Annotated in this window: 18 protein-coding genes and 2 pseudogenes; 13 read left to right on the top strand and 7 right to left on the bottom strand. The window is 72.6% G+C overall.

Annotation, left to right across the window (positions count from 1 at the left end; translation table 11 throughout):
- Positions 1-80: 80 nt before the first annotated feature.
- Together ABZ622_RS01230 and ABZ622_RS01225 are read right to left on the bottom strand one after the other, a co-directional pair.
- Complete coding sequence (locus ABZ622_RS01230) at positions 81-1,640, bottom strand: M23 family metallopeptidase (RefSeq protein ID WP_360539183.1); 1,560 nt, start codon at positions 1,638-1,640, stop codon at positions 81-83.
- Positions 1,641-1,909: 269 nt separating this feature from the next.
- Complete coding sequence (locus ABZ622_RS01225) at positions 1,910-2,851, bottom strand: alpha/beta fold hydrolase (protein ID WP_360539181.1); 942 nt, start codon at positions 2,849-2,851, stop codon at positions 1,910-1,912.
- 363 nt (positions 2,852-3,214) lie between these two features.
- Here ABZ622_RS01225 and ABZ622_RS01220 point away from each other — a divergent pair, with 363 nt between their 5' ends.
- Positions 3,215-3,628 carry a cobalamin B12-binding domain-containing protein gene (locus ABZ622_RS01220; protein WP_124716864.1) on the top strand — a complete coding sequence of 138 codons (414 nt, stop codon included), beginning with the start codon at positions 3,215-3,217 and terminating at the stop codon, positions 3,626-3,628.
- A 233-nt stretch (positions 3,629-3,861) separates the two neighbouring features.
- Here the strand turns inward: ABZ622_RS01220 and ABZ622_RS01215 are convergent, their stop codons facing one another.
- Positions 3,862-5,457 (bottom strand): DUF5691 domain-containing protein, encoded by a 1,596-nt coding sequence (locus tag ABZ622_RS01215; RefSeq protein WP_360539178.1) that lies wholly within the window; start codon positions 5,455-5,457, stop codon positions 3,862-3,864.
- A gap of 371 nt (positions 5,458-5,828) precedes the next feature.
- Positions 5,829-7,184: pseudogene (locus ABZ622_RS01210) on the bottom strand (SWIM zinc finger family protein); the annotation flags it as partial.
- A gap of 162 nt (positions 7,185-7,346) precedes the next feature.
- Between ABZ622_RS01210 and ABZ622_RS01205 the strand changes: the two are divergent.
- From ABZ622_RS01205 to sucD, 5 genes are all read left to right on the top strand, one after another.
- Positions 7,347-8,459, top strand: coding sequence for an AAA family ATPase (locus ABZ622_RS01205; protein WP_266913201.1), 1,113 nt, complete (start codon positions 7,347-7,349; stop codon positions 8,457-8,459).
- The gene (locus ABZ622_RS01200) at positions 8,456-11,017 is read left to right on the top strand and encodes a DUF5682 family protein (RefSeq protein ID WP_360539176.1); all 2,562 of its coding nucleotides are present in this window, start codon (positions 8,456-8,458) and stop codon (positions 11,015-11,017) included. The genes ABZ622_RS01205 and ABZ622_RS01200 overlap by 4 nt, the downstream gene beginning before the upstream one ends.
- Complete coding sequence (locus ABZ622_RS01195; RefSeq protein ID WP_360539174.1) at positions 11,014-12,321, top strand: VWA domain-containing protein; 1,308 nt, start codon at positions 11,014-11,016, stop codon at positions 12,319-12,321. Before ABZ622_RS01200 ends, ABZ622_RS01195 begins: the two co-directional genes overlap by 4 nt.
- 332 nt (positions 12,322-12,653) lie before the next feature.
- On the top strand, positions 12,654-13,835 hold the full coding sequence (gene sucC / locus ABZ622_RS01190) for an ADP-forming succinate--CoA ligase subunit beta (protein WP_266913197.1): 1,182 nt from the start codon (positions 12,654-12,656) through the stop codon (positions 13,833-13,835).
- 21 nt (positions 13,836-13,856) lie between these two features.
- Positions 13,857-14,741: a succinate--CoA ligase subunit alpha gene (gene sucD, locus ABZ622_RS01185; RefSeq protein ID WP_360539172.1), complete on the top strand. Its 885-nt coding sequence runs from the start codon at positions 13,857-13,859 to the stop codon at positions 14,739-14,741.
- Between the two features lie 131 nt (positions 14,742-14,872).
- On the opposite strand, the gene ABZ622_RS01180 is transcribed toward sucD, so the two are convergent.
- Positions 14,873-16,282 (bottom strand): helix-turn-helix domain-containing protein, encoded by a 1,410-nt coding sequence (locus ABZ622_RS01180; protein ID WP_360539170.1) that lies wholly within the window; start codon positions 16,280-16,282, stop codon positions 14,873-14,875.
- A 125-nt stretch (positions 16,283-16,407) separates the two neighbouring features.
- On the opposite strand from ABZ622_RS01180, the gene ABZ622_RS01175 reads away from it, so the two are divergent.
- On the top strand, positions 16,408-18,096 hold the full coding sequence (locus ABZ622_RS01175) for a DUF6350 family protein (RefSeq protein ID WP_360540216.1): 1,689 nt from the start codon (positions 16,408-16,410) through the stop codon (positions 18,094-18,096).
- Between the two features lie 21 nt (positions 18,097-18,117).
- Here ABZ622_RS01175 and ABZ622_RS01170 read toward each other — a convergent pair whose 3' ends face one another.
- Complete coding sequence (locus ABZ622_RS01170; protein WP_360539168.1) at positions 18,118-19,056, bottom strand: hypothetical protein; 939 nt, start codon at positions 19,054-19,056, stop codon at positions 18,118-18,120.
- 333 nt (positions 19,057-19,389) lie between these two features.
- On the opposite strand from ABZ622_RS01170, the gene purN reads away from it, so the two are divergent.
- Both purN and purH read left to right on the top strand, forming a co-directional pair.
- Positions 19,390-20,046 carry a phosphoribosylglycinamide formyltransferase gene (gene purN, locus ABZ622_RS01165; RefSeq protein ID WP_124716853.1) on the top strand — a complete coding sequence of 219 codons (657 nt, stop codon included), beginning with the start codon at positions 19,390-19,392 and terminating at the stop codon, positions 20,044-20,046.
- Entirely contained in the window at positions 20,033-21,586 is a 1,554-nt protein-coding gene (purH, locus tag ABZ622_RS01160) for a bifunctional phosphoribosylaminoimidazolecarboxamide formyltransferase/IMP cyclohydrolase (RefSeq protein ID WP_360539166.1), read from the top strand. Before purN ends, purH begins: the two co-directional genes overlap by 14 nt.
- A 114-nt stretch (positions 21,587-21,700) precedes the next feature.
- On the opposite strand, the gene ABZ622_RS01155 is transcribed toward purH, so the two are convergent.
- Positions 21,701-22,477 (bottom strand): RDD family protein, encoded by a 777-nt coding sequence (locus ABZ622_RS01155; RefSeq protein WP_360539164.1) that lies wholly within the window; start codon positions 22,475-22,477, stop codon positions 21,701-21,703.
- Positions 22,478-22,702: 225 nt separating this feature from the next.
- Here ABZ622_RS01155 and ABZ622_RS01150 point away from each other — a divergent pair, with 225 nt between their 5' ends.
- The 4 genes and pseudogenes from ABZ622_RS01150 (at position 22,703) to ABZ622_RS01135 (ending at position 26,482) form a co-directional block, all read left to right on the top strand.
- Entirely contained in the window at positions 22,703-23,566 is an 864-nt protein-coding gene (locus tag ABZ622_RS01150) for a bifunctional methylenetetrahydrofolate dehydrogenase/methenyltetrahydrofolate cyclohydrolase (protein WP_360539162.1), read from the top strand.
- Between the two features lie 29 nt (positions 23,567-23,595).
- Positions 23,596-24,264, top strand: a complete 669-nt coding sequence (locus tag ABZ622_RS01145; protein WP_360539160.1) for a DUF3017 domain-containing protein — start codon at positions 23,596-23,598, stop codon at positions 24,262-24,264.
- 439 nt (positions 24,265-24,703) lie between these two features.
- Positions 24,704-25,012, top strand: a pseudogene (locus tag ABZ622_RS01140) (helix-turn-helix transcriptional regulator); the annotation flags it as partial.
- A gap of 480 nt (positions 25,013-25,492) precedes the next feature.
- Complete coding sequence (locus tag ABZ622_RS01135) at positions 25,493-26,482, top strand: malate dehydrogenase (RefSeq protein WP_360539158.1); 990 nt, start codon at positions 25,493-25,495, stop codon at positions 26,480-26,482.
- Positions 26,483-26,589: the final 107 nt, after the last annotated feature.

Genomic DNA, 26,589 nt, shown 5'->3' with positions numbered 1-26,589 from the left:
TCGGGGCGGGCCAGGTCGGCTCGGGTCGTCTCAGGCCAAGTCGGCTCGGGTCAGGTCGGCTCGGGTCAGGTCGGCTCGGGTCAGGTCGGGTTGACGCCGTGACTGCGGAGCCAGGGCAGCGGGTCCACTGCCGCTCCGCCCCCGGGCCGTACCTCGAAGTGCAGGTGCGGACCGGTCGAGTTCCCGGTGTCGCCGGAGTACGCGATGACGTCACCGGCCTTGACCGGGCCCGAACGGATCTTGGTGCCGCTGAGGTGGCAGTACCAGGTCTCGGTCCCGTCGGCCATGGTGACGATGGCCATGTTCCCGTAGGCGCTGTTCAGCTGGGTGCGCACGGTGCCGTCCGTCGCGGCCATCACGGGCGTGCCCTCGAAGACGGGGAAGTCGATGCCCGTGTGCACGGACATCCAGTTGACGCCCGCCTGGCCGAAGTACGCGCTGAGGCCGTGCCGCTTGACCGGCATGACGAACTTGGGGCGCAGGGCCTCCTTGCGGGCGGCCTCTTCCACGCGCTTCTTCTTCTCGGCGGCCTGCCGCTCCCGCAGGTCGATGCGCTCCTGGGTGCGGCTGGCGCGGTCGGCGAAGTTCTCCGCGTCGGCGCTGAGGTTGGCGAGCTGGGTGTCCAGCTTGTTGTTGGCCACACCCGCCTTGACGGAGCCGGGGTCGGACGCCGCCATCGTGGTCTTGCTGTCGTCCTTCTTGTCCTCGCCGCCCAGCCCGCCGACGGAGGCCGCGGCGATGCCGGCCACGCTCATCACGCAGGCGGAGGGAATGGCGACGGTGAGGAGCGCGGAACGCTTCGCGGGGGAACGCCGCCGACTGCGGCCGGTGCCGCCGCCGCGGGTGGCGGAGCGGCCGAGAGGGCGGTGCGGGCCGGGCACGGCGTCCGCGATGTCCATGGCGTCAGTGGCGTCCATGGCGTCCATGGCGTCGGTGGTGACTGCGACGCCCGCGTCATGCGCGTCGTCCGCTGCGCCGTCCACGCTGTTGGCGAGGTAAGGCTCGTAGGGGTCGTACGAGAGGGCCGGGTCGGCGTAGGTCTCGCGTGCTTCGGGCACCTGGTGAGCCGCGGGCGCCTCGGGTGCTTCGTGTGCCGGCTGCGCCTCGTAGGACAGCTGTGCGGTTTCCGTGGTTTGCGCGATTTGCTGATCGTGCTCGGGCGTGGCGCCGGTGTTCCAGGCGGTGGCGTCGTACGCGCCGGAGTCGTAGACGGCCGTTCCGCCGGTGGCCCACTGGTCGTTCGTGTGCCAGCTGCCGGTGCCCCACTGGCCCGTGGTGTCCGGGGCGCCGCCCTGCGCCGGGATGCCGGCGAACGTGGCGGTGGCGGTCGCTTCCGTGCCGTAGTCGGTCACGGGCGTCCAGGTGGCCGTGGTCTCGTACGTCTGCGCCGCCTCGTACTGCTGCTGGGGCTGCGCGGTGTACGGGGCGTAGGCGTCGTACGAGGCGGTCGGGTGTGCGCCGGTGTCCCACTGGGTGGAGTCGTACTGGCCGCTGTACCCGGACTGCCCGGCGCCGTAGCCGCTGCCGTACGCGCCGTCCTGACCACCGGGGAGCGATCCGAAGAGCGGGTCGCTGTCGAAGCTGCCGGTCGCATCACTGTCGTATCCGGCGTACCCGGCGTGGGGGTGCTGGTCGTTCACCAACTTCTCTCTCGCCTCGGCAGCAGGACCTGTGCTCTGGGGTCCGGTGGGGGGATCCCAGGGGGAGCAGTGGCCGCGACTGTACCCGGCGGTACGTGACGCCGACAATCTTCGGCGGGCCTGGGCGGCTCAGGAAACGGGCAATCGGCCGTCTTTCGACGGACTGCTCACACAGCCTTGGCCTTATGTTCGAAACGCGTTCTATTTGTGGGGTCTCCGGACGCACCGCCGGTCCGTTCGGCTCCGCCGGTCCGTTCGGCTCCGCCGATTCACGCGGCTCCTGCCGTTCCGTTCGCCTCGGCCGCCGGTTCGCGGGACTCCAGCGCCTGCCGGACGGCGGCGGCGACGGCCGGGTGCACCGGCAGCGCGAGATGACCGATCCCGGTGACGCGTACGTTCTGCGCGTCGAGATCCGGATGGTCGATGCAGGCCGCCTCGGCCGGGACGATCACCCGGTCGAGCTCGCTCCAGAAGCTCACGAACCGGGTGCGGCAGCCGGGCGCGGGCCTGCGCAGCTCCTCGATCGGTGCGGATCCCGTACGCATCTGCCGCACGATGGGGTGCGCACTCGCCAGCGGGGCCACGGCCGTGCCCCCGTGGGGTGTGCCGAGGGTGATCAGCGTGCGCACCCGCTGGTCACCGCCGAGCCGCTGCACGTAGTAGCGGGCGATCAGACCGCCCAGGCTGTGCCCGACGATGTCGACCTCGTGGTGTCCGGTGCGGGCGCAGATCTCCTCTACATGCCGCCCGAGCAGCTCGGCCGCCGTCCGGATGTCGCAGGTCAGCGGTGAGTAGTTGAGCGACTCCAGATGGCGCCAGCCGTGCCGGGCGAGGGAGCGGCGCAGCAGGACGAAGACCGAACGGTTGTCGATGAAGCCGTGCAGCAGGACGACCGGGGGGTGCTCGTCACCCTCGGCGGGGAGGACGGGGGTCCCGGCCGGGGCGGTGGCGTCGGGGGGTGCGGTGTGCGGGGCGGACGGGAGGGGCGTGGTCCGTCGTTCCCCCGTGACGCCGGTGGGACACGTGCTGGTGGGGTACATGCCGGTGGGGTACAGGAGCACATGCCCGGCGAGCACCGCCAGCTCCAGTGCGGTGGCCTTCAGCAGCGCGGATGGCAGCAGGGCGGATGGCAGCAGCGCGGATGGCAGCAGGGTGGCAGGGCGTGGGCAGGGCCGGCGCAGCAGCGGGGTAAGAAAAGGCAGGTCCATCATGGCCGACCTCCTGCTCCGGCAAGCGGGGGAGGCGGCTCCGGCCCCGGATGCCCTCTCATGGGATGCCGTCACGGCGGCGCGGCCGACCGCTCGGTCGGACGTCATGCCCGGCCGGGTGGCCCGTACCACCGTGCCGCGCGGCTGACGGCGCGGTGGTACGGCGACCTCGCAGCGGCTCCCCTGGCGGCCGGTCCCGCACGGCAGGTGTGCCGCGTGATTACAGGAACGGCGCCCGGTGAACATGTCCCACGTGTGATTTCCCCCTCCCCGTCCACCGCGAAACGACGGCTTGCGGGATGCTGTAGATAACGTTCGTTCACATCCCCGGCCCTTCAGGCACGGGAGAGGCATGTGGAGGCAGTGATGGGTGTGACCGGTCCGATCCGTGTGGTGGTGGCGAAGCCGGGCCTGGACGGCCATGATCGCGGGGCCAAGGTGATCGCCAGGGCGCTGCGTGACGCGGGCATGGAGGTCATCTACACCGGGCTCCACCAGACGCCCGAGCAGATCGTGGACACCGCGATCCAGGAGGATGCCGACGCGATCGGCCTCTCGATCCTCTCCGGTGCGCACAACACGCTCTTCGCCAAGGTGATCGAGCTGTTGAAGGAGCGCGAGGCGGAGGACATCAAGGTCTTCGGCGGCGGCATCATCCCGGAGGCGGACATCGCGCCGCTGAAGGACCAGGGCGTCGCGGAGATCTTCACCCCGGGCGCCACGACGACATCGATCGTCGACTGGGTCAACGCGAACGTGCGCCACCCCGCGGAGGCCTGACCCTCGCCCGCCGGGCCCTGCCCCGTCCCACCCGCGCCGCGTCGCCGGGAGGGGCGGGGCGCTGTCCTGCCGCGCCATGCTCTGTCTCGTTACGTCCCGCCCCGTTCTGTTCCCTCCCGCTCCGCTCGGTTCCGTTCTGCTCCGCTCGGTTCTGCGCCGCCCCGCTCGGTGATGCCCCGTCCCGCTCCGTTTCGGCTTGTCTGCCGTCGGCTTCGCGTCCGCCGTCGGTTTCGTCAGACTGCCGGGGTCAGCTCCGAGTCCAGCGCCGCGCGCAGCCGCAACGTGGAGACCAGCCGCTGGAAGGCCTCCGACCAGTAGCCGTTCGCGCCCGGTGAGGCGTCCTCCGGTTCGTCCGGGGTGGTGGTGAGGACCTCCAGGCGGTCCGCCTCGGCCGGGTTCAGACAGCGTTCGGCGAGGCCCATCACGCCGCTGAAGCTCCACGGGTAGCTGCCCGCGTCCCGGGCGATGTCCAGGGCGTCGACGACCGCGCGGCCCAGCGGCCCGGCCCAGGGGGTCGGGCAGACGCCCAGGAGCTGGAAGGCCTCCGACAGCCCGTGCGCGGCTATGAAGTCGGCCACCCAGCCGGCCCGTTCGGCCGACGGGAGTATGCCGAGGAGCTTCGACCGTTCGGCGAGCGATGCCGTACCCGGGCCGTTCGACGGAGGCAGGGAGGGGGTGCCGAGCAGCGCGCGGGCCCACTCGGGGTCCCGCTGCCGCACCGTCGCCCGGCACCATGCCGCGTGCAGCTCCTCGGCCCAGCCGTCCGCGACCGGAAGGCCGACGATCTCCTGCGCGGAGCGGCCACCGAACCGGGCCGGCCAGGTGGCGAGCGGTGCCGCCTCCACCAACTGGCCGAGCCACCAGGACCGTTCCCCCCGACCGGACGGCGGCACCGCCACCACACCGTCCCGCTCCATCGCGGCGTCGCATTCGTGCGGTGCCTCCACGGCGACCGAGGCTTCGTCGCCGGTGAGGTCCGGGCTCACGCAGGACAGCGCGCGGGACGCCATCCGGCCGGCGAGCGCCGACTCCGGCAGCGCGGAGAGCAGTTCGGCGGCGGTCGAGCGGACGTTGCGGCTGCGGTCGGAGAGCGCCTGTTCCAGGAAGGGCTCGTCCACCGCGGACAGCCCGGTGCGCAGCGAGTCGAGGAACATCAGCCGGTCCTCGGCCCGCTCGGTGGTCCACGTGGTCGCGAGCAGCGCGAGCGCCGCGACGGGATTGTGGGCCCGAACCGCCCCGAGCAGGGCGACCCGCTCGGCGAACAGCCCCTCCTCCCACAGCAGGGTGACCGCTTCCGGCTCTGTCGGGTCGGGCAGCGACGAGCCGCCGGACGAACCGCGCAGCGCGAACTTCCACTCGGGGTTCAGCTCCGCCAGCCACAGTCCGCGCGGCCCGGCGAAGGTGAGGGCCTGCGGCCGCAGATCCGTACGGGCCCTGGCCGCGTCGAGCAGGGCCGGGAGCAGCGCGGCCGGGGCCCGGAAGCCCTGCTGGTTGGCGGTGGCCAGCCACTGTGGGATCAGCTCCGTGAGATCGGGCGCCGTACCTCGACGGCCGCCCGACCCGGCCGCTGCCGACCGGTCCGCCAGCAGCTGGGCGAGCCTGCGCCGCGCGGCCGGGGGCAGCGGCGGCCGTTGGTCGACGGGCGCCGGTTCGGGCCGGGCGGCGGGTGCGGCGGGCCGGAGCCCGGCCCTGCGCCGTACGGTGTGGAGCGCCGCCGCGTCCAGCAGCCCGGCAGCACCGCCGTCTCCCGCCGTCGGGCGGCGGTCGGTGCCGAGCAGCGCCGTGGTGACGAGCTCCTTCCACGGCGCGGGTGTGATGGTGCGAGGCATCGGTCCCCCTTGCATGTTTCCCCCTTCGAGCTTCGGGCCCAACATCAGATGAGCGGCACGATCCCGGACCCCGCCCCGACCCGCCCGGAGCCGGCGTCGCTCCGGGCCGCGGCTGCGGCTGCGCTTGCGGCGACGCCCCTGGTACCGGCTGCGGTCCCGGATGCGGATGCGGTCTCGGTTCCGGTCTCGGCCCCGGCCCCGGCCCCAGCCCCGGTTCCGGTCCCAGTGACGGTTCCTGTCTCGGCCGTGGCCTCGGTTCCGGTGACGGGCCCAGTTCCAGCTGTGGCGACGGTCCCGCCTCCGCCCTCAGCCCCGCCCCCGAACTCAGTGCCGACCCCGACCCCGGTTCCGGAGCCGTCGTCGGACCCGGTGGACCAGGCCGCGAACGGGTCGAAGCCCCGGTGGCCGCATTCGCCGAAGACCGTGACCGGAGAGCCGCCGGAGAGCGCGACGAGCTTCCACAGCCCGGGCCGGGAGAGAGCCGCCGGGGCGACGGGCAGCGCCGCATCGCCCGCGGCGTCCACCAGCTGCCAGCCGTCCCCGGACGGCACGGGTATGACGTCGCGCAGGGTCACCGGCCAGGCATCCAGCCACGGGTCCTCCCGCAGGGCATCCCCGTAACCGCCGATCGCGGCCGCTGTCGTGTCGCCCGGTGGCGGCGTACCGGTCGGCGACGGCACACCGAACTGCCGGCCCAGCTCCGCCCGCAGTCGGCCGGAGCCCGGATGGGTCGTGATCTCGGCGTCGATCGTGACGCCGACCGGCAGCGCCAGACCGGGGGAGCGCCCGGCCGCTCCGAAGGAGAGCAGCAGGGCCGTGCGGCCCGTCTCCCTCCCGTGCAGCCAGATGCGGCGCGCGACGATCTTGCCGTCCGGGGTGTCGTACTGGGCGAGGACCAGCCAGCGGTCACGGACCGGCGGGCCCTCGGCGGGGATGGTCAGCCCCACCCGGGTACGGACCGTGGTCGCCAGCGGCTCCGGCAGCCGGTCGACACCCAGCCATGCGCTGTCCAGCAGATGCAGCAGCGCGCACTCCTCCAGCAGCCGGGCCGGCCAGCCCGGCCCGGACGCCGGTATGGAGCCCAACTCCCGCACCCGGGCCGCCAGTCCGGGCGCCTGGGCGTCGACCATGCGGGCTGCCGTCTCCTCCCAGAGCCCGTACCCCGGCTGATCGGCCGCCGCCAGTCCCCCGCGCAGCAGATCGGCCAGCCGCTCCTCCAACTCCTGCGCGCCGCCGGTGATCCGCTCGGCGCGGCGCTCGGCCCGCCGCCGGGCGGCCTCCGGGTCGGCCGGACCCGCGGACGGGGCGCCGTCCGCCCCCGCACGCTTCTCTGCCTGCTCCACCGCCCGCTTGCGGCGGCCCGCCAGCCAGTCACCGGCCCAGTCGGGCACCTCGCCCGCGGGCAGGGCCGATTCGCCCGACGCCCAGACCAGCAGCAGCCCCAGCGCGTGCTTGCACGGGAACTTCCGGCTCGGGCAACTGCACTTGTACGCGGGACCGGTGATGTCGATCACCGTCAGGTACGGCTTGCTCCCGCTCCCCTTGCACTGTCCCCACACCGCACCCGAACCGTCGCTCCCGCCGCCCGACCACGGACCGGCCGAACCGAGCTTGCTCCCCGCCTTGCGTGACGCGTCATCGGGAGCGAGGGCCAGCACCTGCTCCACCGTCCAGCGCGCCACCGGAGCGGCGGTGCGCAAGGGTTCTCCCCCGTGAGATAGCAGCATGGGAACGACGGTAGAGCGCCCCACTGACAATCGCTCCGACCTGCTGATTCATCGTCACGCGCACGCCTCGGCCCGGCCCGCTCCCCGGGGCTCGCGGCCGATTGTCAGTGGCATGGTGCACGGTGGGAACCACATCGGGTCGACCGATCCGGAGGGGGATCCATGACCGTGTCCGAAACCACTGCCGCCGTCGACGTACAGGCTCTGCGACCGCATGCCGAGGACGCCTTCGCCCATGAGCTGAAGGCCCTCGCCGCGGCCGACGACCGCCCGCGCCCCGCCCGTTGGAAGCTCTCGCCGTGGGCCGTCGCCACCTACCTGCTCGGTGGCGCCCTGCCGGACGGCACCGTGATCACACCGAAGTACGTGGGCCCGCGCCGACTCGTCGAGGTCGCCGTGACCACCCTCGCCACCGACCGGGCCCTGCTGCTCCTCGGCGTTCCGGGGACCGCCAAGACCTGGGTGTCGGAGCACCTCGCGGCCGCCGTCAGCGGCGACTCGACACTGCTCGTCCAGGGCACGGCGGGCACCCCGGAAGAGGCGGTCCGCTACGGCTGGAACTACGCGCAGCTGCTCGCGCACGGGCCCAGCCGCGACGCCCTGGTGCCCAGCCCGCTCATGCGCGCCATGTCCGACGGCATGACGGCGCGGATCGAGGAGCTCACGCGCATCCCCGCCGATGTGCAGGACTCGCTCATCACGATCCTGTCGGAGAAGACGCTCCCCATTCCCGAGCTGGGACAGGAGGTCCAGGCGGTCCGCGGATTCAACGTCATCGCCACCGCCAACGACCGCGACCGCGGGGTCAACGAGCTGTCCAGCGCCCTGCGCCGCCGGTTCAACACCGTAGTGCTCCCGCTGCCGGCCACACCCGACGCCGAGGTCGACATCGTGTCCCGGCGCGTCGACCAGATCGGGCGCTCGCTCGATCTCCCGGCCGCACCGGACGGCATGACCGAGATCCGGCGCGTCGTCACGGTCTTCCGCGAACTGCGCGACGGAGTCACCACCGACGGCCGCACCAAGCTCAAGTCCCCCTCGGGGACGCTGTCGACGGCCGAGGCGATCTCCGTCGTCACCAACGGCCTGGCCCTGGCCGCCCACTTCGGCGACGGGGTGCTGCGCCCCGGCGACGTGGCGGCGGGCATCCTCGGCGCGGTCGTCCGTGATCCCGCCGCCGACCGCGTGGTCTGGCAGGAGTATCTGGAGACGGTGGTCCGGGAGCGGGACGGGTGGAAGGACTTCTACCGCGCCTGCCGCGAGGTATCCGCATGACCCGGGCCGAATGTCCTGCGGGACCGCTGCTGCTGGGGGTGCGGCACCACGGGCCGGGCTCGGCCCGCGCCGTCCGCGCCGCGCTGGACGCCGCCCGCCCGCGGGCCGTGCTCGTGGAAGGGCCGCCGGAGGCCGACACACTGCTGCCGCTGGCGGCCGACGAGCGGATGCGGCCACCGGTCGCGCTGCTCGCCCATGCCGTCGACGACCCGGGACAGGCGGCGTTCTGGCCGCTGGCCGCGTTCTCGCCCGAGTGGATCGCGATCCGCTGGGCCCTTGAACACGGTGTCCCGGTCCGGTTCATCGACCTGCCCGCAGCCAACTCGCTGGCCATGACACAAGGGAATGGGAACGGGAACGGTGAAGACGACGGGGAGGGGGGAGCCGGGGGAGCGGACGGAGCGGAGGGGGCGGAGGGCTCGGTCGCGCGGGCCCCGGTCGACCCCATCGGTGTGCTCGCCCGGACGGCGGGCTACGACGACCCGGAGCGCTGGTGGGAGGACGTCGTCGAGCACCGCACCCGGGACGGCGAGGCCGTCGACCCGCGGGCACCGTTCACAGCGCTCGCCGAGGCGATGACCGCTCTGCGCGAGGTGTACGGGGACGGCGGCCATCCCCGTGACGCCGTCCGCGAGGCGCACATGCGCATTCAACTGCGCAAGGCCGGCAAGGAGTTCGGCGACGACATCGCGGTCGTCTGCGGTGCCTGGCACGTGCCCGCGCTCGGGACGAGGACCACGCTCACCGCCGACCGCGCTCTGCTCAAGGGACTGCCCAAGGTCAAGGCCGAGCTGACCTGGGTGCCCTGGTCGCACCGGCGGCTCGCCCGGCACAGCGGTTACGGCGCGGGCATCGACTCGCCCGGCTGGTACGGACACCTCTTCGACGCCCCGGACCGTCCGATCGAACGGTGGATGACCAAGGTCGCCGGACTCATGCGCGACGAGGACCGGTTCGTGTCGTCCGCCCATGTCATCGAGGCCGTCCGGCTCGCCGAGACCCTGGCCGCCATGCGTGGCCGCCCGCTCGCCGGGCTGGGCGAGACGACGGACGCGATCCGTGCCGTGATGTGCGAAGGCTCCGACGTGCCGCTCGCGCTCGTCCAGGACCGGCTGATCGTCGGCGAGGCCCTCGGCGAAGTCCCGGACACCGCCCCCGCCGTACCCCTGCAACGCGATCTCACCCGTCAGCAGCGCACGCTCCGGCTCAAACCGGAGTCGCAGGAGCGGGAGTTGGAGCTCGACCTGCGCAAGGACAACGACGCGGCCCGCAGCCGGCTGCTGCACCGGCTGCGTGTCCTCGCCGTCGGCTGGGGCGAGCCCGCCGCGGGCCGGGCGAGCACCGGCACTTTCCGGGAGAGCTGGCGGCTGCGCTGGGAACCCGAGCTGTACGTACAGGTCGCGGAGGCCGGGACCTGGGGCACCACCGTGCTCGCCGCGGCGACCGCCAAGGCCGGGTCGCAGGCGGCTGCGGCGACCGCGCTCGCCGAGGTCACGGCCCTCGCCGAGCAGTGCCTCCTGGCCGAACTGCCCGACGCGCTCCCCGTGGTGATGCGGGCCCTCGCCGACCGTGCCGCGCTCGACTCCGACGTCGGCCATCTCGCCGACGCGCTGCCCGCGCTGGCCCGCACCCTGCGCTACGGCGACGTGCGGTCCACGGACACCGGGGCGCTCGCCGGGGTCGCGGCCGGGCTCGCCGAGCGGATCTGCGTCGGGCTGCCGCCCGCCTGCACCGGGCTCGACGCCGACGGCGCCGCCGAACTGCGCGGCCGGGTGGACGGGGTCCACACCGCGATCGGACTGCTCACCGGTGCCGCACCGACGCACGTCGGCGCGGGCACGGACACGAACACGGGCACGGGCGCGGAGGCGGGCAGCGGCTCAGACGCGCGCACGGGTACCGGCATGGACGCGCGCACGGACACCCGAACGAACACCGGCACGGACACGGACGGGCTGCGCGGGCGCTGGACGGCCGTACTGCACAAGCTCGCCGCCCGGGACACGGTCGCCGGAGTCATCCGGGGACGCGCGACCCGCCTGCTGCTCGACGAAGGACGGCTCGCCGAGGACGACGCGGTACGGCTGATGGGCCTGGCCCTCTCGCCCGGCACACCCCCGGCCGACGCCGCGGAGTGGATCGAGGGATTCGTCGGCGGAGCCGCAGGCGGCGGCATGCTGCTGGTCCACGACGAGCGGCTCCTCGGCCTGGTCGACGACTGGCTCACCGGAGTGCCCGCCGACCAGTTCGCCGGTGTGCTGCCACTGCTGCGGCGCACGTTCTCCGCGTACGAGGCGGGCGTACGGCGCACCCTGGGCGAGCTGGTGCGGCGAGGCCCGTCCGCCGGAGGACCGGCAGCCACCGCCACGGGCGCGGGGGCAGGGGCACCGGCCCCCGGATTCGGCCCAGGGCTGGACGAGGACCGGGCCGACGCGGTCGAGCCGGTGCTGCGCCTGCTGCTCGGATTGAACAACGATCCGGGTCCGGACGGCGATGCCCGGTCCGGGCAGGCCGGAAGAGCCGCGAACGTCGAGGAACCGCTGGGGGCAACGGGATGACCACGAACACGACCGGCACCACACCGCACCCCGCCCACACACCACACTCCGCCCACACGCCGAACGAACCACACGCGGCGAACACACCGCCCCCGACGCGCACGGCGAACACACCGGCCCCGACGCGCACCCCTCCGTCCGGTCCGGCGAGCGGCGAGCGGCTGCGGCGGTGGCGGCTGGTGCTGGGCGGGGACAGCGCCGAGAGCACCGGCTGCACCCTCACCGGCCGGGACGCCGCGATGGACGGCGCGCTGACCGCGCTGTACGGCGACGGAGGCAAGCAGGGCGGCCGGGGCAGGAACAGCCGAGCGGCCGGGCTCGGGGCCTCCGCCCCCTCCGTGGCGCGCTGGCTCGGCGACATCCGCACGTACTTCCCCAGCTCCGTCGTCCAGGTCATGCAGCGCGACGCGATCGACCGGCTCGGGCTCGCCGCGCTCCTCCTCGAACCGGAGATGCTGGAGGCCGTCGAGGCCGACGTCCATCTCGTGGGCACGCTCCTCTCGCTCAACAAGGCCATGCCCGAGACGACGAAGGAGACCGCGAGAGCGGTCGTGCGCAAGGTCGTCGAGGACCTGGAGAAGCGGCTCGCCGCCCGCACCCGGGCCACGCTCACCGGCGCGCTGGACCGCTCGGCGAAGATCGACCGGCCCCGTCACCACGACATCGACTGGGACCGCACCATCCGGGCCAACCTCAAGAACTACCTCCCCGAGTACGGCACCGTCGTCCCCGAGCGGCTCATCGGCTACGGACGGGCCGCCCGGTCCGTGAAGAAGGACGTCATCCTCTGCATCGACCAGTCGGGGTCGATGGCCGCCTCCGTCGTCTACGCCTCCGTCTTCGGCGCGGTGCTCGCGTCCATGCGCACCCTGCGGACGAGGCTCGTCGTCTTCGACACGGCGGTGGTCGACCTCACCGACCAGCTCGACGACCCCGTGGACGTGCTCTTCGGCACCCAGCTCGGCGGCGGCACCGACATCAACCGCGCGCTCTCCTACTGCCAGTCGAGGATCACCCGCCCCGCCGACACCGTGGTCGTGCTCATCAGCGACCTCTACGAGGGCGGCATACGCAACGAGATGCTGAAGCGGGTCGCCGCGATGAAGGCCTCCGGCGTGCAGTTCGTGACGCTGCTCGCGCTGTCCGACGAGGGAGCGCCCGCCTACGACCGCGACCACGCGGCGGCGCTCGGGGCCCTGGGCGCACCGGCCTTCGCGTGCACCCCGGACCTCTTTCCGGAGGTGATGGCGGCGGCCATCGAGAAGCGGCCGATTCCCGTACCGGACACGGACGCCCATCGGTGAACCGGAGGGTGCGGTTCCCGTACCGGACACGCGCACCCATCGGTGAACCGGAGGGTGCGCGGTGGGCGCGCCGCCCTGCTGCCACAGCACCGCGCACCCCCGTTCGGGTCGTCACGACCCGCCACCGGCGTGATCTGTGACCGTAATCACCGCTCAGGTGTGATCCCTGATTTAGGGTCCTGCGGAGCTCGGGGATAACCTGCGAGATGGACATGCCGCGTACCCCGGGTCACCGTGTGCGCCTTCCTAGTGACAGAGCAGTCACGTTGCCCCTCGCGGCACGCCCACGCAGAAAACGAACCGCGAGACCATTGATTAAGGGACGGACGCGCGTGGACCTGTTCGAGTACCAGGCGAGGGACCTCTTCGCCAAGCACGGTGTACCGGTGCTGGCCGGTGAAGTCATCGACACGCCTGAGGCAGCCCGCGAGGCGACCGAGCGGCTGGGCGGCAAGTCTGTCGTCAAGGCGCAGGTGAAGGTCGGCGGCCGTGGCAAGGCCGGCGGCGTGAAGCTGGCCGCAACCCCCGACGAGGCGGTCGCCCGGGCGACCGACATTCTCGGCATGGACATCAAGGGCCACACGGTCCACAACGTGATGATCGCCGAGCTGTCGCCGGAGATCGAGGCGGAGTACTACGTCTCGTACCTCCTCGACCGCACCAACCGCACCTTCCTGGCCATGGCCTCGGTGCAGGGCGGCATGGACATCGAGGAGGTCGCGGAGAAGACCCCCGAGGCCCTCGCGAAGGTCCCGGTCAACGCTGTCGACGGGGTCGACATCGTCAAGGCCCGCGAGATCGTGGCGCAGGCGAAGTTCCCGGCCGACGTGGCCGAGGGTGTCGCCGAGGCCCTGGTGACCCTGTGGGACACCTTCGTCGCCGAGGACGCCCTCCTCGTCGAGGTCAACCCGCTGGTGAAGACCAAGGACGGCCGCATCCTGGCCCTGGACGGAAAGGTGTCTCTCGACGAGAACGCCGACTTCCGTCAGCCCGAGCACGAGGCCCTTGAGGACAAGGCCGCAGCCAACCCGCTGGAGGCTGCCGCCAAGGCCAAGAACCTCAACTACGTCAAGCTCGACGGCGAGGTCGGCATCATCGGAAATGGTGCCGGTCTGGTCATGTCGACGCTGGACGTCGTCGCGTACGCCGGTGAGAACCACGGCAACGTGAAGCCCGCCAACTTCCTCGACATCGGTGGCGGCGCCTCCGCCGAGGTCATGGCGAACGGCCTGGAGATCATCCTCGGCGACCCGGACGTCAAGTCCGTCTTCGTCAATGTCTTCGGTGGCATCACCGCGTGCGACGAGGTCGCCAACGGCATCGTCCAGGCGCTCGCGCTGCTCAAGTCCAAGGGCGAGGAAGTCACCAAGCCGCTGGTCGTGCGCCTCGACGGCAACAACGCGGAGCTGGGTCGCAAGATCCTTTCCGACGCCAACCACCCGCTGGTTCAGCGCGTGGACACCATGGACGGCGCGGCCGACAAGGCTGCCGAGCTCGCCGCGGCTGCGAAGTAAGGGACGAGGGACTCCAACAGCATGGCTATCTTCCTCACCAAGGACAGCAAGGTCATCGTCCAGGGGATGACCGGTGCCACCGGCATGAAGCACACCAAGCTCATGCTCGCCGACGGCACCAACATCGTCGGCGGCGTGAACCCGCGCAAGGCCGGCACCTCCGTCGACTTCGACGGCACCGAGGTACCGGTCTTCGGCTCCGTCGCCGAGGCGATGGAGAAGACCGGCGCGAACGTGTCCGTCCTCTTCGTGCCGCCGGCCTTCGCGAAGGCCGCCGTCGTCGAGGCGATCGACGCCGAGATCCCCCTCGCGGTCGTCATCACCGAGGGCATCGCCGTCCACGACTCGGCCGCCTTCTGGGCGTACGTCGGCTCGAAGGGCAACAAGACCCGGATCATCGGCCCGAACTGCCCCGGCCTGATCACCCCCGGCCAGTCCAACGCCGGCATCATCCCGGGCGACATCACCAAGCCCGGCCGCATCGGTCTCGTGTCCAAGTCCGGCACGCTGACCTACCAGATGATGTACGAGCTCCGTGACATCGGCTTCTCGTCCGCCGTCGGCATCGGTGGCGACCCGGTCATCGGTACGACGCACATCGACGCCCTCGCGGCGTTCGAGGCCGACCCCGAGACCGACCTGATCGTGATGATCGGCGAGATCGGCGGCGACGCCGAGGAGCGTGCGGCCGACTTCATCAAGGCCAACGTCACCAAGCCGGTCGTCGGCTACGTCGCGGGCTTCACCGCCCCCGAGGGCAAGACCATGGGCCACGCCGGCGCCATCGTCTCCGGCTCCTCCGGCACCGCCCAGGCGAAGAAGGAGGCCCTTGAGGCCGCCGGCGTCAAGGTCGGCAAGACGCCGACCGAGACCGCCAAGCTGGCCCGCGGGATCCTCGGCGCCTGATCGCTCCACCGCGTCGGCGCAGTACCGCCGCACGCAGTATCGCGTCACCGCACAGACGGCGCGGGTCCGTACCCGATCAAGGGGTACGGACCCGCGCCGTTTCGGATTCTCCGCAGTGTTGCCGCAGCGGCTCAGCCGGTCTCGGGGACCAGCCGCGCCGGCCCCTGTACGAGCTCGTCGTCGAGCCGCTTCTGCAGCTTGAGGTCCTGCGGCGTCATCTTCTGCGGACCGCCCCGCGGCGGCACCCCGTCGACCTGCTGGGCGGGTGACTCCGGGGTCTCGTACCGCGTCGGGGCGGTGCCCAGCGTGAACAGCGTCAGCCCGATGATCAGCACCGTGAACGAGACGGCCGCCCGGGTCCACAGCTGGGCCTTGCGCTCGCTGTCCGTGCGGATCATGTCGGGCGGGGGCAGCGAGTCGGAGGGCTGGGCCAGGGCCAGGGCCCCGATCCGCTCGTGCAGCAGCGCCGACTGTTCGGTGGGCGACGAGCCCCTCGTCAGTTCGGGCAGCCGCTCGGCGACCGCGGCACGGGCGTTCATCAGCCTGCCCGCCGCCGCCGGGGTGCTCGCCTCCGTCTCCGCCGCGGTCTCCGGCAGGGCCAGGCCGACGCCGTCGTGGAGCAGCAGGGTGCGGCGGTACGAGGGCGGCAGCTCCAGCAGCGCGTCGAGCAGCGCCCGCGGACCTGGATCGGCCGGTGGAGGGTCGAGCCGACGGTGGGTGCGGCGCAGCCGGTGCCACGGCGACATGGCGTACTCGTACGCGGCGGCCCGCACCCAGCCCACCGGGTCCCGGTCGACCGCCACCTCGGGCCAGCGCTCCCAGGCCAGCGCGAAGGCCCGTGCGACGGACTCCCGGGAGAGGCTCCGGCGCCCGGTCAGCAGGAACGTCTGGCGGAACAGGGCGGCGGCGGAGTGTTTGTACAGGGCATCGAATGCCGCGTCGGGGGAGAGCCCGCCGGGGGCGGTTCCAGTGATTCCGGCTGTTCCAGTGATTCCGGCCGTTGCGGTGATTCCGGCGGGTTCGGTGATTCCAGCGGGTTCGGCCGAGGTTTCGGCTGCGGGGGGTGCGACGAACGGTTCGGGCATCGCGGAAGTACGGGGCAGATCGGGGGTGGTGCCGGGCTCGGTCGGGGCCATGGCGGTGCTCCCGGTGGCTTCGACGGGGGTCGGCGGACGCGACGGCGGCCTCGTGGACGTCACCGGCTTGGAGAGCCTCGCGACCGTCTTCGGTGCCGCCGGTCGGGCCGCACGTTTGACGGCGGCCTTCGGCCGGGTGTTCGGGGCGCCCGGTTTGGTCCGGGCGCTCGGTGGAGTGGCCTGCGGGCTGGGCCGGCCACCGCTGATCAGCCTGGCGTATGCCTCGCGTTTCCGCCCGCGGGGCGTGGTGCGACCGGTCTCCCAGGACCGGACCGTGGCGCGCGTGACGCCCATCGCCGCCGCGACCTGCTCTTCACTCAGTGACTTCGCCTCACGCAGTCTGCGTCGCTCCTTGGGGGAGGGGAGCGGGTGCGCAGAGGCCGAGTCGGTCGAGCTCTGCGTCATGAAGGACCCCCGACGGGGCTGCACCGGGTGGAAAAGTACATAAACGTATATTGGGCGACACAGCGACCATTCGCCTGTTACGCGGAATAGGCGCGTGTCGTTGGGAGCATGGCCGGGTGACCCAAGTGACCGGAAGCAGCCCGTCGTTGTCGGCCGAGCAGAGCCGGTCCGCCGTGCTGGCGTTCGCCCTTTTGCGTGGAGCGGTTGCGGCCGGGCTGGGAGTGGGCTCGATCACCGTCCTTGTCCTGGCGCTGTGGATCAGCTCCCCAGCCTCCGACAGCAGCCCCGGTGGCGCGCTCCACGCGGCGGCCGGGCTCTGGCTGCTCGCCCACGGCGCCGAGCTGATCAGGGCCGACACGCTCAGCGGGGTCCCCGCCCCGGTGGGCCTCGTTCCGCTGCTGCTCGCCGTGGTGCCGGTGTGGCTGGTGCACCGTGCGGCGCGGGACGTCCTGGTGCCCGAGGAGGGGCGCCCGGTCCCCTCGGCGGCGGAGGCGTTCGCCATGGTCGTCACCGGATATCTGCTGGTCGGGGCGGCCGTCGCGTACTACGGGCGGGGCGGTCCGCTGTCCGTGCACCCGCCGTCGCTGCTCTTCCCGGCCGCGCTCGTGGTGGCGGGCGCGGCAGCCGCCGGGGTCTGGACGGCGGCCGGGCGACCGGTCGGGCCGCCGCCGTCCTGGGCGCCGGTGAGCCTGCACGAGGCGCTGGCGCGCGGCCGGTTCAGGGAGCACGCGGGGACGGCGTGCCGGACGGCGGCGGCCGGGGTGTCGGTGCTGCTCGGTGGCGGGGCGCTGCTCGTCGCGGTGGCGCTGATGTGGCACGCGCACCCCGCCCAGCAGTCGTTCGTCCAGCTCGCGGGCGACTGGGCGGGCCGGGTCTCGGTCTTCCTGCTCGCGCTGGTGCTGGTGCCGAACGCGGCGGTGTGGGGTGCGGCGTACGGGCTCGGGCCGGGCTTCGCCCTCGGTACGGCGTCCACGGTCACCCCGCTCGCCTTCTCGGGGCGCCCGGCGCTGCCCGGCTTCCCGCTGCTCGCCGCGATGCCCGCCGAGGGCCCGGGGACGGCCCTGAACTGGTCGGCCGCCGCGGTGCCGGTCGCGGCCGGGGTGACGGTCGCCTGGTTCACCGTACGGCGGGCCGCGCCGCCGGGCGCCGCGCGGGAGGACGCCTGGAGCCCGCGGGAGACCGCGCTGGTGGCGGGCCTGGCGGCGGTGGGGTGCGGGGCCGGTACGGCGGTGCTGGCGGCGGCAGCCGGGGGCCCGCTCGGCACCCGGGCGCTGGCGGAGTTCGGGCCGGTGTGGTGGCTCACGGGTGCGGCGGCCCTGGCATGGACGGTGCTGCTCGGCGTCCCCGGCGCGCTGCTGCTGAGGGCCTGGCGGCTGCGGGAGCCCGGCGCCTCCATGGATGGGGAAGGGGAGGCGGCCGGGAACCCGCGTCCGGTCCCGGTCCCGGTCCCGGCGCCGGTGTCCGCCTCCGCCCTCGCCCAGGCCCCTGCCCGAGCCCAGGCCCCTGCCCCCGCCCACGAGGAGGCGCGGCGCGAATCGCACGGCGGCGACCGGCGGTGGTGGCAGTGGTCCGGGCGCCGGGGCGGCGGCGCCGTGGCAGGGGCGGCACCGGGGAGCGAGGCCGACGCCGCGTCCGCAGGCGCTCCCGCTCCCCGTCCCGCTGCGGCGGCATCGGCGCCCGTGGCGCCGCCCGCCGCCCGCGCGTCCGCTCCGGACCGGGACGAGGGCTTCGAGCCGTACGACTTCCTGCCGACCGACCCCTGGCACGAGCGGACGGCCCGGCCCGATGGGGCCGGGCCGTCCGGAAACGGCTGAACGCCCGAGGCGCTCGGCGCTCTAGTCCTTGACTCCGAAGAAGGGCTCCAGCGGCTTCGGCAGCTGGTCGTTGCAGGACAGCCGGCCGGTCTTGGTCAGGGCGTCGTTCACGCAGGTGTAGTAGTCGCGGTAGACCAGCTGCACCGTGTAGGTCGTCGCGACGATCGAGAGCGCGAGCAGCGCCGTCACCAGGCCGCTCACCGCCGCGGTGGTCTGCTGCCGGCCACCGGTCGGAGCGGTGGGGGCGCCCGGCGCGGAGCCGGCCGCCGGAACCCGCCCGGGAGCGGCGGCACCGGCCGTCCGGGCGGCGGCCGACGCCGACGCCTGGTCGGAGCCGTCGGCCGCCGCGGCGGAGGCGCTCTTCGGCTTCGACCGCAGCGCGCTGATCGCCCAGTACGCGGAGAGCGCGCCGAGCAGCAGGGCGATCTCAGGGAAGTCGAAGAGGGCGAAGAAGAAGGCCCACATGCCACCGAGCAGCGCGTAGCGCGCACGGCGCTGGGCGGGGTCGGTCGGGTCCCAGCGCAGCCCGCCGGGGCTGCCCTCGGGCCCGCCCTGGCCGTTCGAACCGCCCTGACCTCCGGGGCGGCCGCCGAAGCCGCCGCTCTGACGGCCGGGCTGCCGGCTGCTCCACTGGCCGCCCCAGGCGGGCCGGTCGTCGGAGGAGCCGCCCTCGGCGGAGCCGTTCCCGTCGCCGTTCCCGTTCCCGTTTCCGGTGTTCGAGGGGCGGCGGGGCTGCCAGGGCTGGTCGGGCCGGTTCTCGGGGGGAGCGGCGAAGGGGTTCTCGTCCGTCCGGCCGGAGGACCCGGAGGTGTCGGGGTCTCCGGAGGAGGAAGAGGAAGAACCTCCGGAGGAGGAAGAGGAAGAAGAGGAGCCCGTGGGGGACTGGCGTTCCCGCATCAGCAGTGAGGTCCGCTCGGGCAGCGGCTGGCGGAAGGCGGTGCGGTGGCGTCGGTCCGGCATGTGGTGAACGTCTTCCCCATCTCGTCATTTCCGCCCTGCGGACGGTTCGCTGTCCCCTGACGCTACCTCCCGGCCAGGAGCGGCCGAAAGCTGGGAGCGGGGCCGGGCAGCCGATATTCGCCCCCCCGGGCCCGCTGCCGCTCCCCGGAGCCGGGCCGGCCGCCGTCCACCCCCGTCCCGTGGGGGTCCTGCGAGGTGCCGGTATCGTTGCTGACGGTCGGCTGGTTCGTAGAGTTCCCCGTATCGAGGGGCTCAGTTCTTTCGTACGACCATACAAATCAGCGTCGCTCTGCTCCACCACGCGAGAACCACCACGCGAGAAAGGGCCCAGCCGTGGCCTCCCCGCCCCCTTCCGCCGCCCCCGCACGCCTGGTCGTACTGGTCTCCGGTTCGGGTACGAACCTTCAAGCCCTGCTCGACGCCATCGGCGACGACCCCGAGGGCTTCGGCGCGCGGATCGTCGCGGTCGGCGCCGACCGCCCCGGCATCGTCGGTCTGGAACGGGCGGAGCGAGCCGGGCTGCCGACCTTCGTGTGCCGGGTCAAGGACCACGCCACCCGCGAGGAGTGGGACGCGGCGCTCGCGGCCGCGACGGCCGAGCACCGCCCCGACCTCGTGGTGTCCGCCGGATTCATGAAGATCGTGGGCAAGGAGTTCCTCGCCCGGTTCGGCGGCCGGTTCATCAACACCCACCCCGCCCTGCTTCCCAGCTTTCCCGGTGCCCACGGAGTGCGCGACGCGCTCGCGTACGGCGTGAAGGTCACCGGGTGCACCGTCCACTTCGTCGACGACGGCGTCGACACCGGTCCGATCATCGCGCAGGGCGTGGTCGAGGTGACCGAAGAGGACACGGCGGAGGGCGAAGCGGCCCTCCACGAACGCATCAAGAAAGTCGAGCGCAAGCTGCTCGTCGAGGCCGTGGGGCGGCTCGCCCGTGACGGCTATCGCATTGAGGGACGAAAGGTTCATCTCGGTCATGTCGGTGAATAAGCCCATCCGCCGCGCCCTGGTCAGTGTCTACGACAAGACGGGGCTCGAAGACCTCGCCCGCGGTCTGCACGAGGCCGGTGTCGAGCTGGTCTCCACCGGCTCCACCGCCGGGAGGATCGCCGCAGCCGGGGTGCCGGTCACCAAGGTCGAGGAGCTCACCGGCTTCCCCGAGTGCCTCGACGGCCGCGTCAAGACGCTGCACCCCCGCGTCCACGCCGGCATCCTCGCCGACCTCCGTCTGGACGCCCACCGCGAGCAGCTCGCCGAGCTCGGCGTGGAGCCGTTCGACCTGGTGGTCGTGAACCTCTACCCGTTCAAGGAGACCGTCGCCTCCGGCGCCTCCGCCGACGAGTGCGTGGAGCAGATCGACATCGGCGGCCCGTCCATGGTCCGCGCCGCCGCCAAGAACCACCCGTCCGTGGCCGTCGTCACCAGCCCCGAGCGGTACGCCGACGTCCTAGCCGCGGTCGCGGCGGGCGGCTTCGACCTGACCGCCCGCAAGCGGCTGGCCGCCGAGGCGTTCCAGCACACCGCCGCGTACGACGTGGCCGTCGCCTCCTGGTTCGCGGACGACTACGCCGCCGCCGACGACTCGGGCTTCCCCGACTTCTTCGGCACGACGTACGAGCGCAAGAACGTGCTCCGGTACGGCGAGAACCCGCACCAGCCCGCCGCGCTCTACACCTCCGGCACCGGTGGCCTGGCCGAGGCGGAGCAGCTGCACGGCAAGGAGATGTCGTACAACAACTACACGGACACCGACGCCGCGCGCCGGGCCGCGTACGACCACGCCGAGCCGTGCGTCGCGATCATCAAGCACGCCAACCCGTGCGGCATCGCGATCGCCGGTGACGTCGCCGAGGCGCACCGCAACGCGCACGCCTGCGACCCGCTGTCGGCCTTCGGCGGCGTCATCGCCGTCAACCGCCCGGTGACCGTCGAGATGGCCGAGCAGGTCGCGGAGATCTTCACCGAGGTCATCGTTGCCCCGGCGTACGAGGACGGCGCGGTCGAGGTCCTGGCCCGCAAGAAGAACATCCGGGTGCTGCGCTGCCCCGACGCCCCGTCCGCCGAGGTCGAGGTCAAGCCGGTCGACGGCGGCGCGCTGCTCCAGGTCACCGACCGCCTCCAGGCCGACGGCGACGACCCGGCCAACTGGACCCTCGCCACCGGTGAGGCCCTGAGCGAGGACGAGCTGAAGGAGCTCGCCTTCGCGTGGAAGGCCTGCCGCGCGGTCAAGTCCAACGCGATCCTGCTCGCCAAGGGCGGCGCCTCGGTCGGCGTCGGCATGGGCCAGGTCAACCGGGTCGACTCCGCGAAGCTGGCCGTCGAGCGGGCGGGCGAGGAGCGGGCGCGCGGTTCGTACGCCGCCTCCGACGCGTTCTTCCCGTTCCCGGACGGGCTGGAGATCCTGACCGCCGCGGGCATCAGGGCCGTGGCCCAGCCCGGCGGTTCGGTCCGTGACGAGCTGGTGGTCGAGGCCGCGAAGAAGGCGGGCGTGACGATGTACCTCACGGGTACGCGGCACTTCTTCCACTGATACGAGCCGCACCCGGGCAGCCCGGGTAAGACGGAAGGCCGCCAATCCCCACGAGCGAGTAGGGAATTGGCGGCCTTCGCGATTGCGGTGAGGGTGGTTACACCTTCAGCGCGCTCACTTCGTCTTGATGACGATCGTGCTGCCGGCGCGGTCGTGCCAGCCCTGGAGCTTGCCCGAGTTGTCGAAGAACGGGGAGAGGTAGACCAGCAGCGTGCCGAGACCGCAGAAGAGCGAGCCGACCATCGGGATGATCCAGCGGATGAAGCCCGCACCCAGGCCGGGGGCCTGGCCGGTGCTCTCCTTGACGACCTTGACGTTGAGGACCATCTTGCCGAGCGTGGCGCCCCAGATGGAGACCATCAGCCACTCGTAGAGCAGCGCGATCAGCGCGAACACGGCGATGAAGCCGAAGAAGCCCGCGAGGATGCCGACGCTGGCGTCGGCCGCGTCGTTCATGCACTGGTTGTAGGCCTCGGTGCCGTACGCGCTGCTGCTGCAGTCGTCGATGGACTTGGAGGCGCCCACCAGGCTCGCGACGCCGATCGCCGAGAAGATCGCGTAGAGGATGCCGTACGCGACGCCGTCCAGCGCACGCGCGCCCAGGCGACGCCCCATCGTGGCGAGTTCGACGGTGCCGAGACCCGCCACGTTTATGTAGCCGTTGTTGGCCTGGAGGGTGCCGCCCGGCTGCTGGGGCGGGTAGCCGTAACCCGGCTGGCCCTGGGGCTGGCCCGGCTGCTGCGGGTAGCCGTAGCCCGGCTGGCCCTGCTGCGGCGGCACGCCCTGCGGAGCCTGCTGCGGGTAGCCGTAACCGGGCTGACCCTGCGGCGGCTGGTTCGGCTGCTGGCCGTAAGGGTTGTTCGGATTCGGGTTCGGGTCGCCGAAACTCATCTGGGCGTTCCTCCAACGTGCGTGCGGGGACGATGCGGCCGCACGGAGGAAAGAAGAGTCAGTGGTCCGCCCCCCGGGTACTTCTGCGGCACTGCGGCCATAATCGTTATAAGCGGAATGTAAGTTTGTCCAGTCGCGACGGTCGATGTTGCGCAAGTGCAACATCGCGTGCACCCCCAGTACCCGAATTGGTACGCGGGCGGGGTCATCCGCGAGTATGGGGACATGACTGCCCAGATTCTCGATGGCAAGGCCACCGCAGCCGCGATCAAGTCCGATCTCACCGTCCGCGTGGCGGCCCTCAAGGCACAGGGCATCACCCCTGGCCTGGGAACCCTGCTCGTCGGGGACGACCCGGGCAGCCGGTGGTACGTGAACGGCAAGCACCGCGACTGCGCGCAGGTCGGCATCGCCTCCATCCAGCGCGAACTCCCCGACACCGCCACCCAGGAGGAGATCGAGGACGTCGTACGGGAGCTCAACGCCAACCCCGAGTGCACGGGTTACATCGTGCAGCTGCCCCTGCCCAAGGGGATCGACACCAACCGCGTCCTGGAGCTGATGGACCCGGCCAAGGACGCCGACGGCCTCCACCCGATGAACCTCGGCCGCCTCGTGCTGAACGAGACCGGCCCGCTGCCCTGCACCCCGCAGGGTGTCGTCCAGCTGCTCCGCCACCACGACGTGGAGATCAACGGGGCGCACGTCGTGGTCGTCGGCCGCGGTGTCACCATCGGCCGCTCGATCCCGCTGCTGCTGACCCGTAAGTCCGAGAACGCCACCGTCACCCAGTGCCACACCGGTACGCGTGACCTCTCCGCCCAGCTCAAGCAGGCCGACATCATCGTGGCCGCCGCCGGGGTGCCGCACATCATCAAGCCCGAGGACGTGAAGCCGGGCGCCGCAGTGCTCGACGTCGGCGTCAGCCGCGACGAGAACGGCAAGATCGTCGGGGACGTCCACCCGGGCGTGGCCGAGGTCGCCGCCTGGCTCTCCCCGAACCCGGGCGGTGTCGGCCCGATGACCCGCGCCCAGCTCCTCGTCAACGTGGTCGAGGCGGCCGAGCGCGACGCGGCCGCGGCCGTCTGAGCCGGCCGACCCGATCCGGAGGGAACCCCATGGGTGCTGGTACGAGTCCGGCCGACCCGTCCGCCGAGGCGGACGGCACGCCCGCGGCGTCGTCCCGGGCGGACGAGCCGGGCACGGGTGAGAAAGCGGCGGACGCGGCCGCACCGGATCGGGCCGCGAACCGTGACGCCGACGCCCGTGACGCCGACATGAGTGTCACTGGTGACGGTGACACCGGTGACGGTGACGCTCGTGAGGACGGCGTCCGTGAAGGCGGCGTCCGTGAAGGGGCGGGCGACGGTGGTACGGGCGCGGCCCCGCGCCCGTCGCGGCGCTTCCCGTCGTTCACCCGGGACACCGCGCGCCCCGAGGGCGGCGGCCGGGCCGCGTCCGGGGACGCGCCGGCCCCGGCCCGCCAGTGGCCGCTGCTCGCCGTGCTCTGCACGGCCGGGATCGGGCTGCTGATCGTGGCCGTCGACCCGTTCGCCGAGGCGTTCCGGGTCGGCACGATGCTGATCGGTGCGGCCCTCATCGGGGGCGCCGTGCTGCGGCTGGTGGTGCCTTCGGTGGGCATGCTGGCGGTACGTTCCCGCTTCACCGACCTGGTGACCTACGGGCTGCTCGGCTTCCTCATCGTGATGCTCGCGCTGGTGGCGCAGCCCAAGCCGTGGCTGGACATCCCGTTCCTGGAACAGGCGGTCCACTTCACCATCCGCTGAGCCCGCCCGCGGGGCGGGCGGCGCCTCGGGCATGAAGGCGCCTCACGGAAGAAGCGGTGTCCGTCCCCTCCCCCGAGGAGGGACGGACACCGGTGACGGGGCCCGCCGGAACGCAGAACGCCCCGGGATGCGGTGACTTGAGCGGCCTTGCCCCGTCCGGACTTCAGCCTGGTCGATGGGGTGAGGCCGTTCAAGGGATGCCTGTCGCCTGTGGCACGGAAGTGACCATTCCGCCACCGTGTGATCGTCCGGCAACGGAGTGCCGGGACCGGGACCGGGGGCGGCGAGCAGGGGCGGGGTGCGGGGGCGCGAGGCAGTGGATCGCAGGGCTCCGAACACCCCCTGTGCGCCCCGTGCCGATGACCCGCCGCCCCGCGTTCGCGCCCGCTCCTGGGTAGTCCGGAACGGAAGAATCACCGGACCCGGGCAAGGGGGAGCGATGCCTCGTTGGAAGGCGCTGTCGGACGAACTCGATGCGCAGGTCAGGGAGTTCGCCGGCCAGTTGCGCAGGCTCGTCGACCGCAGGGGGCTGAGCATCGCCGCGGTGGCCGACCGCACGGGCTGCAGCAGGACCTCGTGGGAGCGGTATCCGAACGGGCGGCTGCTCGCGCCGAAGGGGGCGGTCGTGGCGCTCGCCGAAGCGACGGGCACCAGCCAGGCGCACCTGACGACGATGTGGGAGCTGGCTGAGCGGGCGTGGAGCCGTCCCGAGCCGCGCCAGGACATGACGGTGCTGAGCGTCAGGATCCCCGGCACGGGCGACGGGGGCGACGCGGGCGGTACAAGCGATGCGGGCGGTACGGGTGGCGCGGGGATATCCCCGGCTGGACCGGCCGTGGTGTGCCCCACCGGCCGCCGGAGACGGCAGGCCGTGCTCCTGGCGGGCGTGGTCGGCACGCTGCTGGTGCTGGTCGCGGTGGTGCTGCTGACCGGGCCGGCGCGCTGACGACGGTCCGTACGGGAGCCGCCGCCTGGCCGCACTGGGCCGCCACCGGGTCACCGCCAGGCCACCGGGTCACTGCCGGGCCGCGCCTCCGGGGTGACCGGGATTCGGCCGGGTGAGCGCTGTGTGACGGGTTGTGTGCGGTGCCACAGGGGGCAGGGCCGCCGGGGGGTTCCGGGTCGGATAGCCTGATCGCTGGATATCTCTTCACATCAAGATTCAGATCAGGGATGTCCAGCACCAGGGGCAGGGACCCCCACCGCCAGCTGTCTAACGGAGATCGCCATGACCCGCACTCCCGTGAATGTCACCGTGACCGGCGCAGCCGGCCAGATCGGCTACGCGCTGCTCTTCCGCATCGCCTCCGGCCACCTGCTCGGCCCGGACGTGCCGGTCAACCTGCGTCTCCTGGAGATCCCGCAGGGTCTGAAGGCCGCCGAGGGCACCGCGATGGAGCTCGACGACTGCGCCTTCCCGCTGCTGCGCGGCATCGAGATCACCGACGACGCCAACAAGGCGTTCGACGGTGCCAACGTCGCGCTGCTGGTCGGCGCCCGCCCGCGTACGAAGGGCATGGAGCGCGGCGACCTGCTCTCCGCCAACGGCGGCATCTTCAAGCCGCAGGGCAAGGCCATCAACGACAACGCCGCGGACGACATCAAGGTCCTCGTCGTCGGCAACCCGGCCAACACCAACGCGCTCATCGCGCAGGCCGCCGCCCCGGACGTACCGGCCGAGCGCTTCACCGCGATGACCCGCCTCGACCACAACCGCGCGATCTCGCAGCTGGCCGCCAAGACCGGCGCCGCCGTCTCCGACATCAAGAAGCTGACGATCTGGGGCAACCACTCGGCGACCCAGTACCCCGACATCTTCCACGCCGAGGTCGCCGGCAAGAACGCCGCCGAGCTCGTCAACGACGAGGCGTGGCTGGCCGACACCTTCATCCCGACCGTCGCCAAGCGCGGCGCCGCGATCATCGAGGCCCGTGGCGCGTCCTCCGCCGCCTCGGCCGCCAACGCCGCCATCGACCACGTGCACACCTGGGTCAACGGCACCGCCGCGGGCGACTGGACCTCCATGGGTATCCCGTCGGACGGTTCCTACGGTGTGCCCGAGGGCATCATCTCGTCCTTCCCGGTCACCACGAGGGACGGCAAGTACGAGATCGTCCAGGGCCTGGACATCAACGAGTTCTCCCGTGCGCGCATCGACGCGTCGGTGAAGGAGCTCACCGAGGAGCGCGACGCGGTCCGCGAGCTCGGCCTGATCTGATCCGTACGCCCTGCGAGGCGTACACCGCCGCCCCCGGCCGCACCGCTGCCGGGGGCGGCGGCATGTCCGGGCGGCGGTGGCCGGGAACTGACCGCACCCGTTCCCGA

This window comes from Streptomyces sp. NPDC007164, assembly GCF_040634135.1.
Classification (GTDB): domain Bacteria; phylum Actinomycetota; class Actinomycetes; order Streptomycetales; family Streptomycetaceae; genus Streptomyces; species Streptomyces sanglieri.
This window is presented reverse-complemented; position numbering and strand designations above follow the sequence as displayed.